The sequence below is a fragment of the Serratia sp. CY71090 genome, assembly GCF_052166845.1.
Taxonomy (GTDB): Bacteria; Pseudomonadota; Gammaproteobacteria; order Enterobacterales; family Enterobacteriaceae; genus Serratia; species Serratia nematodiphila.
This window is the reverse complement of record NZ_JBJNOA010000001.1, coordinates 1,149,905-1,162,836: the sequence shown is the minus strand read 5'-3', so window position 1 is coordinate 1,162,836 and position 12,932 is coordinate 1,149,905. Positions and strand designations below refer to the sequence as shown.

Annotated in this window: 9 protein-coding genes; 3 read left to right on the top strand and 6 right to left on the bottom strand. The window is 60.5% G+C overall.

Features of this window, described 5'->3' with window-relative positions; all coding sequences use genetic code 11:
* The 3 genes from ACJ8OK_RS05490 to ACJ8OK_RS05480 all read right to left on the bottom strand — a co-directional run bounded on the left by ACJ8OK_RS05490 (window position 1) and on the right by ACJ8OK_RS05480 (window position 5,537).
* Complete coding sequence (locus ACJ8OK_RS05490) at window positions 1-3,138, bottom strand: efflux RND transporter permease subunit (RefSeq protein ID WP_084969794.1); 3,138 nt, start codon at window positions 3,136-3,138, stop codon at window positions 1-3.
* A 1-nt stretch (window position 3,139) separates the two neighbouring features.
* Complete coding sequence (locus ACJ8OK_RS05485) at window positions 3,140-4,276, bottom strand: efflux RND transporter periplasmic adaptor subunit (RefSeq protein ID WP_442530429.1); 1,137 nt, start codon at window positions 4,274-4,276, stop codon at window positions 3,140-3,142.
* A 124-nt stretch (window positions 4,277-4,400) separates the two neighbouring features.
* Window positions 4,401-5,537 carry an MFS transporter gene (locus tag ACJ8OK_RS05480; RefSeq protein WP_235363423.1) on the bottom strand — a complete coding sequence of 379 codons (1,137 nt, stop codon included), beginning with the start codon at window positions 5,535-5,537 and terminating at the stop codon, window positions 4,401-4,403.
* 344 nt (window positions 5,538-5,881) lie between these two features.
* On the opposite strand from ACJ8OK_RS05480, the gene ACJ8OK_RS05475 reads away from it, so the two are divergent.
* The gene (locus tag ACJ8OK_RS05475; RefSeq protein WP_442530428.1) at window positions 5,882-6,931 is read left to right on the top strand and encodes a DAPG hydrolase family protein; all 1,050 of its coding nucleotides are present in this window, start codon (window positions 5,882-5,884) and stop codon (window positions 6,929-6,931) included.
* A gap of 92 nt (window positions 6,932-7,023) precedes the next feature.
* On the opposite strand, the gene ACJ8OK_RS05470 is transcribed toward ACJ8OK_RS05475, so the two are convergent.
* From ACJ8OK_RS05470 to ACJ8OK_RS05460, 3 genes are all read right to left on the bottom strand, one after another.
* The gene (locus ACJ8OK_RS05470) at window positions 7,024-7,770 is read right to left on the bottom strand and encodes an IclR family transcriptional regulator (protein WP_004938000.1); all 747 of its coding nucleotides are present in this window, start codon (window positions 7,768-7,770) and stop codon (window positions 7,024-7,026) included.
* 247 nt (window positions 7,771-8,017) lie between these two features.
* The gene (locus ACJ8OK_RS05465; protein ID WP_033633005.1) at window positions 8,018-8,698 is read right to left on the bottom strand and encodes a class I SAM-dependent methyltransferase; all 681 of its coding nucleotides are present in this window, start codon (window positions 8,696-8,698) and stop codon (window positions 8,018-8,020) included.
* A 76-nt stretch (window positions 8,699-8,774) separates the two neighbouring features.
* Window positions 8,775-9,914, bottom strand: coding sequence for an agmatine deiminase family protein (locus ACJ8OK_RS05460; protein ID WP_033633004.1), 1,140 nt, complete (start codon window positions 9,912-9,914; stop codon window positions 8,775-8,777).
* Between the two features lie 143 nt (window positions 9,915-10,057).
* On the opposite strand from ACJ8OK_RS05460, the gene ACJ8OK_RS05455 reads away from it, so the two are divergent.
* A complete protein-coding gene (locus ACJ8OK_RS05455; protein WP_442530427.1) occupies window positions 10,058-10,903 on the top strand; it encodes a LysR family transcriptional regulator in 846 nt (281 codons plus the stop codon).
* Between the two features lie 161 nt (window positions 10,904-11,064).
* Entirely contained in the window at window positions 11,065-12,738 is a 1,674-nt protein-coding gene (gene ggt, locus ACJ8OK_RS05450; protein ID WP_442530426.1) for a gamma-glutamyltransferase, read from the top strand.
* Window positions 12,739-12,932: the final 194 nt, after the last annotated feature.

Here is a 12,932-nt window from a genome sequence, read left to right as displayed (position 1 = left end):
TTATTCTCCTGCCTGCGACGGCGAGTTGGCGGGCCGACGGGTAAACATGCGGCGCACCAGCACATAAAACAGCGGGACGAAAAAGATCGCCAATGCGGTGGCGGTAAGAGTGCCGCCGATAATGCCGGTACCGATGGCGATGCGGCTGTTGGCGCCGGCGCCGCTGGATACCGCCAGCGGCAGCACCCCGGCGGTAAACGCCAGCGAGGTCATCAGGATCGGCCGCAGGCGCATGCGCGCCGCGTGAACCGCCGCGCCAATCAGCGTTTCACCGCGCTGGTGCATTTCCTCGGCGAACTCGACGATCAGAATGGCGTTTTTTGCCGACAAACCGACGATGGTCAGCAGCGCCACCTGGAAGTAGATATCGTTCTCCAGCCCGCGCAGCGTGATCGCAAGCAGCGAACCGACGATGCCCATCGGCACCACCAACATCACCGCAAACGGAATCGACCAGCTCTCATACAGCGCCGCCAGGCACAGGAACACCACGATGAGCGAAATGGCGTACAGCGACGATGCCTGGCCGCTGGTCAGCCGCTCCTGATAGGAGAGCCCGCTCCAGGAATAGCTGCTGCCGGCGGAGAACTTCGCCGCCAGTTTCTCCATCTCGCTCATCGCCGTGCCGGAACTGACGCCGGCGGCGCCCTGCCCGGTGATCTCGAACGACGACAGCCCGTTATAGCGCGACAGGTTTTCCGGGCCGTAGATCCAGTGTGAGGAAGCAAAGGCGGAGAATGGCGTCATGCTGCTGTCGCCCGCCGCGTTGGTGCCGCGCACAAACCATTTGTCGAGATCTTCCGGCTTGGCGCGATACGCTACGTCGCCCTGCATATAGACTTTTTTCACCCGGTTGCGATCGATAAAGTCGTTGACGTAGGTGCTGCCGAACGCGCTGCTGAGCGTGCTGTTGACGTCGCCGGCGCTCAGGCCGAGCGCCTGCAGTTTGCCGCTGTCGATCTCCACCTGCAGCTGCGGCGTGTCCGGCAAGGTGTTGGCGCGCACCGCCAACAGCGACGGATTGCCGGCGGCGGCGGCGACGATCTGATCGCGCATCGCCTGCAGCTCGGCGCGGGTGGTCGCCCCTTTGGCCTGCAGTTCGAAGGTGAAGCCGTCGGACTGGCCGAAGCCGTCGATCGCTGGCGGGCTCATGGAGAACACCTGGGCGTCGCGCAGCGAGGCGAAATGCGCCATGGCGCGCTTGGCGATGGCGTCGGCGGTGTTTTCACTGCCGCCGCGTTGGCTCCAGTCTTTGAGGCTGACGAACGCCATGCCGGCGTTTTGCCCGCTGCCGCTGAAACCGAAGCCGTTGATGGTGAAAATAGTGCTGACGTTGGCCTTTTCCTGCTCGAGGAAATAGGCGGTGACCGCCTCGCTCACCGCCGAGGTGCGGGCATTGGTGGCGCCGGCCGGCAAGGTGTACTGCACCATCACCGAACCCTGATCCTCATTGGGCAGGAAACCGGTCGGCAAACGCAGATACATCACGGCGGTGGCGATCAGCAGCAGGCCGTACAGCAGCAGATAGCGCGTCGGCCGGTGGATCACCCCGCCGACCTTGTCGGCGTACTTCTCCTGCAGCCGGTTATAACCGCGGTTGAATTTACCCAGCAGCCCTTTGTCGGTCTGTTCTTTATGCGTCGATTTCAGCAATGTGGCGCACAGCGCCGGCGCCAGCGTCAACGCCAGCACCACCGACAGCACCATCGAGGAGACGACGGTGATCGAGAACTGGCGGTAGATCACCCCGGTGGAACCACCGAAGAACGCCATCGGCAGAAACACCGCCGACAGCACCAGCGCGATGCCGACCAGCGCGCCGGTGATCTCGCGCATCGATTTCTCCGTCGCCTCGCGCGGCGGCAGCTTATCTTCACGCATCACGCGTTCGACGTTTTCCACCACCACGATGGCGTCGTCCACCAACAGCCCGATCGCCAATACCATGCCGAACAGCGTCAGGGTATTGATCGAGTAGCCGAACGCCGCCAGCACGCCGAAGGTGCCCAGCAACACCACCGGCACGGTGATGGTCGGGATCAGCGTGGTGCGCAGGTTTTGCAGGAACACGAACATCACCACCACTACCAGGACCACCGCTTCGAACAGCGTTTTCACCACCTCCTCGATCGAGATGTTGATGAAGTCGGTGCTGTCTTTCGGGTAGGCCACCTTATAACCCTGCGGCATCGCGCTTTGATATTCCGCCACCTTGGCCTTTACCAGCTTGGCGGTGCTCAGGGCGTTGGCGCCCGCCGCCAGCTTGACTGCGATCCCCGCCGCCGGGTGGCCGTTGAGGTGCGCGCTGGCGGAGTAGTCTTCGTTGCCCAGTTCAACCCGCGCCACGTCGCCCAGCCGCACCAGCGCCCCGCTGCTGTCGCTTTTCAGGATGATATTGCGGAACTGTTCCGGCGTTTGCAGCCGGGACTGCGCCTTCACCGTGGCGGTCAGCTGCTGGTCGGCGGCGGCTGGCAGATCGCCTACCTTGCCGGCGGACACCTGGGTGTTTTGCGCCTCGATCGCCGTCTGCACGTCGGAAGGCATCAGCGCATAGCTCGCCAGCCTGGTCGGATCCAGCCAGATGCGCATCGCGTATTCCGAGCCGAATACCTGCACGTCCCCTACGCCTTCGATGCGCGACAGCGGATCCTGCAGGTTGCTGACCAGATAGTCGGAAATGTCGGCCATCGTCGCCTTGTCGGTCTCGTCATACAGCCCGACGATCAGCAGAAAGCTGCTCTGGGATTTCTTGACCGTCACGCCTTGGGCGGTGACCGCGCTCGGCAAGCGGCTTTCCGCCTGCTGAACTTTGTTTTGCACCTGCACCTGCGCGATATCCGGATCGGTGCCCTGATCAAAGGTGACGTCGATGCTGACCGAGCCGCTGGAGCTGCTGGTCGAAGAGAAATACAGCAGGCCATCCAGCCCGGTGAGCTGCTGCTCTATCACCTGGGTGACGCTGTTTTCCAGCGTTTCCGCGTCCGCGCCCGGATAAGTGGCGGAGATGGAAATCTGCGGCGGTGACACGTCCGGGTACTGCGAGATGGGCAACGAATTGATCGACATCAGGCCGCACAGCATGATGATGATGGCGATCACCCAGGCGAACACCGGGCGGCGGATAAAGAACTGCGCCATATCACTGCTCCCCGCGTTGGGCTTTGTCGAGCGAGACGGCGACCGGCTTCACCGCCGCGCCGATCGTCACCTTGCTGGTTCCTTCGACGATCAGGCGATCGCCCTCGTTCAACCCGCTGCCGATCAGCCAGTTGCTTCCCACCACCCGTTCGGCGGTGACGGTGCGCTGCGCCACTTTATTTTGCTCGTCCACCACCAACGCGGTGGCTTCGCCCTTGGCGTTGCGGGTGATGCCCTGCTGCGGCGCCAGAATGGCTTTGGGATCGACGCCGTTATCCACCGTGGCGTGGACATACATGCCGGGCAACAGTTCATGTTCGGGGTTGGGGAACACCGCGCGCAGCGTGACCGAACCGGTGGCCTCATCCACCGCCACCTCGGTCAGCTCCAGCTTGCCGGCGTGGGCATAAGACGTGCCATCCTCCAGCTTGATGGCGACCGGCGTGACCGCGCCGCGCTGTAACGCCGCCTGCTGGCGTCGCAGCTTAAGCATCTGGGCGCTGGACTGGGTCAGATCGACATAGATCGGATCCAACGCGCGGATGGTGGCCAACGCATCGGTCTGGCTGGCGGTGACCAGCGCGCCCGGCGTCACGGATGAGATGCCGATGCGCCCGGCGATGGGCGCACGCACCTGGGTATAGCCGAGATTGATGCGCGCCGTCTCCAGCGCCGCCTGATACTGCGCCACCGACGCCACGGCCTGCAGATACGCGGCTTTGGCGTCGTCTGCGTCCTGTTTGGAAACGCCGTTTTCTTTCACCAGCGCCGCATAGCGCTGCGATTTGAGCCGGGTGGATTGCACCGTGGCCTGGGCGTTTTTCAGCTGGGCGGCGGCCTGATCGTAGCTGGCCTGATAGCTGGCGGGATCAATTTGATACAATACCTGCCCGGCTTTCACCTCGGCCCCTTCGGTAAACAGCCGCTGCTTGATGATGCCGTCGACCTGCGGCCTCACGTCGGAGGTCATGGTGGCGTTGACCCGGCCGGTCAGCTCGCTGCTCAGGGTCACCGACTGGCCGCGCAGCGTGACCACGCCGACCTCCCGTTCACCGCCTGCGCCCGTCGGCGCGCCGGCGTTTTGCCCATCGCAGCCGGCCAGCAACAGCGACAGCGCTAAAAGCGTTTTCCTCTGCATTGCAATACGATCCTATTGAGAATGACTATTCTCAATATATCGAATGCCGCAATGCGCTTCTGAAAGGGTTGCGTAAGGATTGCGTAAAATCTTTTCGGGCTGGAAAACGCGCAGCGCGGTGGGTTTACCCTAATCTGCGCGCAAGCGTCAGCGCCAAAACCGTGGCGATGCTGATACCCGCCGCTCCCAGGAAAACGGCGGATGAACTGCCGGGAATGAACGCCATAAAGGATGACAAGAACTGGCCGGAGAAAATCGCCATCGATAAATAGGCCAGATTTCGCCCCCGGGTGCGGGGGGAGCTTTGTTCTACGGTCATATGATTAACCAACGGCACCGAGAAGCCGAACCCGCATCCCATCAGAATGCCGCCGGCAACAAATGCCGCAGTGCCGTGCGCAGAGGCGAAGAGCAGATGCGCTGCGGCATAACAGACAAACGCCGCGCCAAGCGCGCCGTTGTCTCTGAGTAAAGCCACCAACCTGGGCATCAGCGCGGCGGCAAAAACGGCGATAAGCGAGATAAACGACAGGAAGTATCCCGTTTGCGCCGCCCCGATATTCATGTGGTGGAAATGCTGCGGGATGACAATGATCCCGGTGAAGAAGCAGATCATGGAAAGCACAGCGGAAAAATAGACCGCGGTTAATCTGCCGGCGCCGGTGGAAATGGCATCACCGCGCTGAACGTTGTCTGATTCGCCCACATCGGACTGGGGTTTGGGCACAAACAGCAACTGCATCGCCAGCAACACCCAGGCGACAAGATACAACAGGAAGGGCCAGCGCCAGCCGAGCGTCGCCAACAGTCCGCCGATAAACAGAAAGATGACGCCGCCCAGCTCGATCGACATGCCTTGCGAAGCGATCATTTTCAAGCGCGCCTGCCCACTGTAAAAAGCAGAAATCAGACCGGTGCCGGCTGACATCACGATCGCCGTGGCGCCGCCAAGCAGCAGGCGGTCGAGCATCACCGGCCAAAAGCCGCGAAGCAACAGCCCCCCCGCCCCAAGCAGGCCATACAACAACAGCCCCCAGCTGAGCGCCGCGTAAGCGCCCGCCTTGTCAATAAAACGTCCGGCAAAGGGGCCAAATATCACCACGCCCAACGACGGCACGGTGACCAGCCAACTGGCTGCGGAAGGCGTGCCCAACTGGCTCGCGATCTCCGTCAAACCGGGAACGATCACGCAACCGACCATGATCGTCAGACAGGCCACGGCCAAGAGCGTAAACGCCGCCATTTTTCTTAATTCATGCATAGAGTGCCTCACTGAAATATCCGATATATGGATATAACATCCACAATTCGGACGGTATTCTTGAGGCTTCTGCCCAACATGTCAACGCGCAAACTGTAAACCGAATGTCAATCCTACCCTGCCAACGTCGGCAACCCTCCAGTTATTACCTGCAATGGCTGGCAGGCGCTTTTTGGCAATCCATGCGCTTTGTCACTCAATGAGCGTTGACATCGCCCACATCCGGCAACAGAATAATAACCATTATTCGGATGAATAATCCATCATGCGGATAATTCAGAATCAATATCAACCACACCACATCTCGCTGCCGTCAAGTCGGCGACAACCTAAGTGAGGATCTCATGAGTAAAGAAATTTCACGTCGTAATATCATCAAGCGCATTCCGCTGTTGGCTGGCGGCGCCTTGCTTTCTCAATCCCTGCTGTCTTCCGCCATGGCGGCGCCATCATCCGCCCTACCGGCGGCGGCGCGGAAAGGCGCGTTTACTGATGCAGGCGCATCGCTCGATAAGTCATTGATTTCCTACTATCAGGTGCCGATGCAGAAACGCTTGAAGATCAATGAGAAAGGCATTCAGGGCAAGCCCTACGCCGAGTTCTTCGACAGCAATCTGGATGCGCCCGTAGAGATGATCCGCGCGCTGGAACAGGGGCCGTTGGCAAAAGAACACATCCTTCAACCCACGAAAGCGAGCCTGAAAACCCTATTGGAACGTTTTGACGAGTTTCCGGTATCGGGTTACGCCGTCGTTGAGGATGGCGGCCCCTGCGCCTATGCGCAAAGCCGCCATATTTTTCCGGGCGTGACCACGGAGATGTTCAAGTGGTGGTTCTGCTGGCACCCGATCGAGAGCGAACGCTATTATCTGTGGTTCCCGCATGCTCATATCCACAACTCGGTTGTCGATCCCAAGCGTCTGGCGGATACCCGTCTGTCCTACGCTGAGCGGCTGTACGGCAACCCGAACCACATTACCGAGTACATTGGCGATAACTATCTTGACGGCGTTATCCATTTTAATGCGCCGGAAAGCTTCGGCGTCGAGAGCGAGTTGCTCAAAAAGCATCGCTTTACCTTTAACGCCAGCGGCATCATCACGCCTTATGATGCGCAATCAACGCCGCTGGTGTTGATGATTCATCTGGGTCGCGACACGCCGCAAGGGATGGAAATGGTCAACCGTTACTGGATCGGCACGCATGAATCCTGGGATAGATTCGATAAGTTCCCGGACGGCGGAAAACGCTCCCGCGAATACATCACAAAAGCGGGGATGACGAAAGCGTCGCTGGAAGGCTTTGCTTATGAAATGGCCGTCCACGATATGACGGAGTTTTCTTCGCTCGGCCGTTTCCTGCCTGAAATTTATGCCCGGTTCGGCAACAGCTGACTGCCGCCTTCCCCTCGCCAACGCAGCGCCGGGGGCGAGGCATGCTTGCCCATGCGGCGTTTAGCGCCTGCCGGGCCAAACGCCCCGGCTTGTTATGCCAGCATCGCCTCGATTTCCGCTTTGCACTGCATCAGCGAACCGAGCAGATGGTCAAACTTTTCCTCGAAGCGCATGGCCGGAACCGCAATGGATATGGCGTAAAGCTCGTTGACGCCGATATTGAGATAAACGCCGACGCCACAGACGCCGCGAGCGTGCTCTTCGCGATCGATGGCGTAACGACGGATCCTGGTTTCCCGAATGTCCTCCAGTACGGATGAGACGGTTCTGAGGGTATTATCCGTTCTGACATCCGGCTGGCCGCCAAGCAGATCCGCAATCTTTTCGTCAGGCAGCTCGGCCAGAATGGCTTTGCCATGCGCCGTGCAGTGACACGGAAAGGCGGTGCCAACGGCTGATACGACGCGAAGTTCCTGATCGGAAACAAACTGGCCTACCGATACCGCGTGGCTGCCGCGGTAAACGCACAAATCGACGGTTTCACGCGTGCGGCGGCCCAGCGTTTCCATCGCCGGTTTTGCAAGGGTGATCACATCCGTATGCGCGGAAGCCGCCAGGCGGGCGAGCGCCGGCCCTAATTGAACGCCGCCGCTGCCCATGATGAGCAGCTGTTGCGATTCAAGCGAGGTGACCAAACGGTGTACGGTGGTGCGCGGCAGCCCCGTTTCCCGGGACAATTGAGAGATGGTCATGCCCTTCGGTTGAGTTTCCAGCGCCCGCAGCAGGGTGGCGGCCCGGGCAATCACCTGTGAGCCGCTATTATCCGCGTCATTACTCATCGTGATGTTCCACATTGAATGGGGTCAGGGACGAAAGAATATCACAGGTTGTCCACATATTGGATAGGTGGACAAGATCCATGGAAAATCCCCCGCCTACCTGCCTCATCACAAATACCAGGATTTTTTAGAGCAACACAGTGAGATAAAAGCAATAGCTCCCCCCATGATATTCAGGATGGCAGTCTGCCCATGTTTCATCATCGCGCAGGCGCCTACGCCAACAGCCTCGCGTACCTACGGCTTTTTACGGCTTCGCCAATCTGAACACCGTTTTGGTGTGCCAATAGTAGTCGATCGCCGCCGCGATATTCGGCATCCAACCGTCCGGTTCATAGGGCACGAAGCCGGAGAAACCCAGCCTGCGGGCAGAGACCTGGAACCCCGCGCCGGAGAAAATGCGCGCATAGTCGTCCAGCGAGCGATCCTGCACCACGGTATGCGTCTGTTCAGCGACCCTTGCGCGCCATTGCGGCCACAGCGGGTTGTCGGTGTGGCAACCGGTCACCGCATAGTAAACGCCGCCTGGTTTCAGCGCCCGCAGCATATCGGCGGCATGCTGCGCGATATCTTCGATCAGGTAGATGACTTCATGGCTGAAGGCGATATCGAAATGGTCATCCCAGCCTGTCAGCCGCGTGTCGGTTTGATAACCGATCGGCAGGTTTCCTTTCAGGCGATTGGCGTGTTCGACGGACTGGCGGGCGATATCGACGCCGAGCCCTTCACGAAATGGCCGGATTTGGTGCAACAGACGCAGAAAACCGCCCTGATTGCAGCCGAAGTCCAGCACCCTGACGCCGGACAGTTCGTGTTCCGGCACCAGAGTTAGCAGATGCCGCCAGATAGGCGCATGGCCTTCGGCCATGGCCTGCTCTGCGTGCGGATCGCGATACCAGGTGGGAATGCTCAAGGATAAGTCGTTCATGATGGCCTCCTTATGTTTCCACTCAGCCAACCACAGCCTATGGCGACAAACAACCGTGCGCGCATTTTTTGAACATTCACTGCTCTGGTTTGCCATGCACCGGCAGCTGGCTGGTCACGCAGTGAATGCCGCCGCCGCCGGCCGCGATGGCGTCGATCTCCAACTGCACCACCTTGCGCTGCGGATAGAGCGCCGTCAGCAGCTCAAACGCCGCTTTATCCGCCTGCGGATCGCCAAACTCAGGGGCGATCACCGCGCCGTTGATCACGAAATAGTTGATGTAGCCCGCCGCAAAATCGGGATTGTGGCGGCTGAAACGACTGTCGCGCGGCGCCAGCGGCGGCGAAAGCGTATGCACCTGCAGCTTGCGGCCGTCGGCGTCGGTCGCTGCCTTGAGGATCGCCAGATGCGCCTGGGTAACCGCATGATCATAAGAGGCCGGATCGGTGTCCAGGTTGGCCACCACCACGCCCGGCCGCACGAAACGGGCATAAAAATCGACGTGCGCATCGGTGATGTCCCGGCCTTTAATGCCCGGCAGCCAGATAATTTTGCGCAGGCCGAGCATCGCCTTCAGCTCCTGCTCCACCCGATCGCGGTTCCAGCCTGGATTACGGTTTGCATTCACCCAACTGCTCTCGGTCATGATGCCGGTGCCGCGCCCATCCACCTCAATGCCGCCGCCTTCCCCCACCAGCGCGCTGCGGCGCGGCTGAGCGACGCCGTATTTTTTGGCGGCGAACGCCGCCAGACGCGCATCCCTGGCATGCCGCTGCTTATCGCCCCAGCCGTTGAAGTTGAAATCCACCGCGCCCAGCGCACCGGCGTCGTTGATGACGAAATTGGCGCCAATGTCACGCATCCAGATGTCATCCAGCTCGGTGACGACATAGCTGACGTTCTGACTGCCGCAGGTGGCCTCCGCCAGCTGCCGTTCGTGCGCGCGGCAAAATACCGTCAGCGGCTGAAACTCGGCGATGGCGCGGGCGATGCGCCCCTGCGCTGCCTGCACGTCCGCCGTGAACCCGCCCCAGATGGCCTTCTGGGCGCCGAAGGCGAGAAACGCCCGCAGCTGAGGTTCCCCTTCGTCGGGCATCCGCCAGGCCGGATTAAGCGCAGCTTCTGCGTGACCGCGTAATGGAAAGCCCAACGATGCCGTCAAGCCGACGCCGGCCACCGCCGAAAGCTGCTTGATGAAGGTGCGACGCGATGACATAAACGACCTCTTTTAATTAATTTAAATTCAAATGGTTAACCGAATTTTTCACTCTCCGGCACTTGAATCCCATGCTAGTCTTCCCCTGCCACCGCGACAAACGATATATTTAGTGGATATCTGATTAGACAGGCTTATCGATAATGTTAAAACACTGGCCCCCTTTGAGCGCACTGCGCGGTTTCGAAGCGGCGGCGCGCTTGGGCAGTTTTCATCAGGCCGCCGAAGAATTGCACCTGACCCAGTCGGCCATCAGCCAACAGATCCGCAGCCTCGAGGCGTTTTTGGAACAGCCGCTGTTCTTCCGCACCGGCCGCAGCGTAACGCTGACCGACGCCGGCCACGATCTGTTCAGCACCGCACAGGTGATGCTGCAACAGTTGGCCGTCGGCATTCGCCGTTTGGATCAGTACCGCAAACCCAACCAGCTGATCGTCAATACCACCCCGGCCTTTGCCCGCCACTGGCTCGCGCCGCGGCTGGGCGATTTCAACCAGCGACATCCGCAGATCGATCTGTGGCTGTTCACCAGCTTTGAACCGCCGGATATGGCGACGGACAGCATCGATCTCAGCGCGCAGGCGGACTGCACCTTTAACGTTCTCTGTACCGACCGGCTCTATCCCGCCTGCCACCCCAGCCTGCTGGCGTTGGCGCCGGAGCAGCGCGTGACCTTGCACGGCGAACGCGAGATGGACTGGAGCCACTGGACGGCGGCGGGCGGCGCGCACGTCGGCCAACGCGACAGCGGGCTGAACTTCTCCGATCCTGGTCTGCTGCTGGACGCCGCCTGCAACGGCCTCGGCATCGCGTTGGTCAGCCAACTGCTGGCGCAACACGCGCGCGACGTCGGGCTGCTGCAGCCGTTAACCGAGCAACGCGTGCGCGGCGCCAACTGGGCGTGGCTGCTGCACCGCGACAGCGAACACAATCCGCTCGCCCGTCACTTCTGCCAATGGCTGCAGTCGGCGCTGCCCGCCGGCGCATAACGCGTCACGTCACGATTTGCTACTCTGGTCAGGCGGCCCCGCCTGACCGCTGCTACCTTCAATAAAGCGTCGCAACAACCCGAAGAAAACGCGCTAACCTGCTGTTTCAAAATAATTAGTTGAATTCACCTGATAACTGAACATCGCTAAAAGGATCTTCTATGTCTGCCGGTTTATTGAAAACGATAGCTCTGAGCGTGGCCCTTGCCTGCACCGTTCCCGCCGCCTTTGCCGCCGATCTGACCGCCGGCGCGGTCGCCGCCCCGGATCAGTATGGCGCCAAGGTCGCCGCGCACATTCTGCAGGCCGGCGGCAACGCGGTCGACGCGGCGGTCGCCACCGCCTTTACCCTCGCGGTGACCTACCCTGAAGCCGGCAATATCGGCGGCGGCGGCTTTATGACGCTGTATGTCGACGGCAAGCCCTATTTTCTCGACTACCGCGAAGTGGCGCCCAAGGCCGCCAGCAAGACCATGTATCTGAACGAGAAAGGCGAAGTGTTCGAAAATCTCAGCCTGGTGGGCAGCCGCGCCGCCGGCGTGCCGGGCACCGTGCTGGGGTTGTGGGAAGCCCACAAGCGATTCGGCAAGCTGCCGTGGGCCGAACTGCTGACGCCGGCGATCGGCTACGCCCGGCAAGGTTTCACCGTAGCGGATCAGCAGTATCAGTACCGTGAAGACGCCAACAAGCTGTTCGCCGGTAAAACCAACTTCGGCGACTATTTCGGCGCCATGAAGCCCGGCACGGTGTTCAAACAGCCGGAGCTGGCCGCCACCCTTGAGCGCATCGCCAAATCGGGCGCCGACGATTTTTATCACGGCGAGACCGCCCGCCTGCTGGTGGCGCAAATGCAGCGCGACAACGGGCTGATCGGCGCGGCGGATTTGGCCGACTATCGGGTGAAATGGCGTGAACCGATGCGCATCAGCTGGCGCGGCAACACCGTGTATACCGCCCCGCTGCCCAGCTCCGGCGGCATTGCGTTGGCGCAGCTGCTGGGGATAAAAGAAGATCGCGCGGCCGACTTCAAGGGCGTGCCGCTCAACTCGGCGCGCTATATCCACCTGTTGGCGGAAATCGAAAAACGCGTGTTCGCCGATCGCGCCGACTACCTCGGCGACCCGGATTTCACTAACGTGCCGGAAGCGCAGCTGATCGCCCCTGATTACCTGCAAAAACGCGCCGCCGAGATCAACCCGACGGCGATCTCGCCGACCGAACGGGTGCGGCCGGGGCTGGAAAGCCACCAAACCACCCACTTTTCGATCGTCGATGCCGCCGGCAACGCGGTCAGCAATACCTATACGCTGAACTGGGACTTCGGCAGCGGCGTGGTGGTCAAGGACGCCGGCTTCCTGCTTAACGACGAGATGGACGACTTCAGCGCCAAACCCGGCGTCGCCAATGCTTTCGGCGTGGTGGGCAGCGACGCCAACGCCATCGAGCCAGGCAAACGCATGCTCTCCTCGATGAGCCCGACCATCATCACCCGCGACGGCGACGTCACCCTGGTGATCGGCACCCCAGGCGGTTCGCGCATCTTCACCTCGATCTTCCAGGTGATCAACAACCTCTACGATTACCACCTGCCGCTTGCGCAGGCGGTGGCCGCCCAGCGCGTACATCATCAGCTGTTGCCGAAGGACACCGTCTACTATGACAGCTTTGCGCCGCTGACCGGCAAACCGGCGGACGAGCTGAAGGCCATGGGCTACACCCTCGAAGACCAGGGCTGGAACATGGGGGATATTCAGGTCATCCGCATCGATGGCCGCACGCCGGAAACCGCGTCCGATCCGCGCGGCCGCGGCGTGGGCCTGGTGGTGAAAAAGTAACGCCCCGGCGGCCCGCCTATTCCATGTGTATCTAATGAGCATGGAATAGGTCATCTATCTATGATGCTATACAATAAAAATCTCATCAGAGATATTATGACGATAATTTTGACGACAGTTTATGGAAAAACAACGACGTTTATCCTCAAGAAATGCCTAAAAAACATATAATAATGGCAAAATTCTGGGCACTT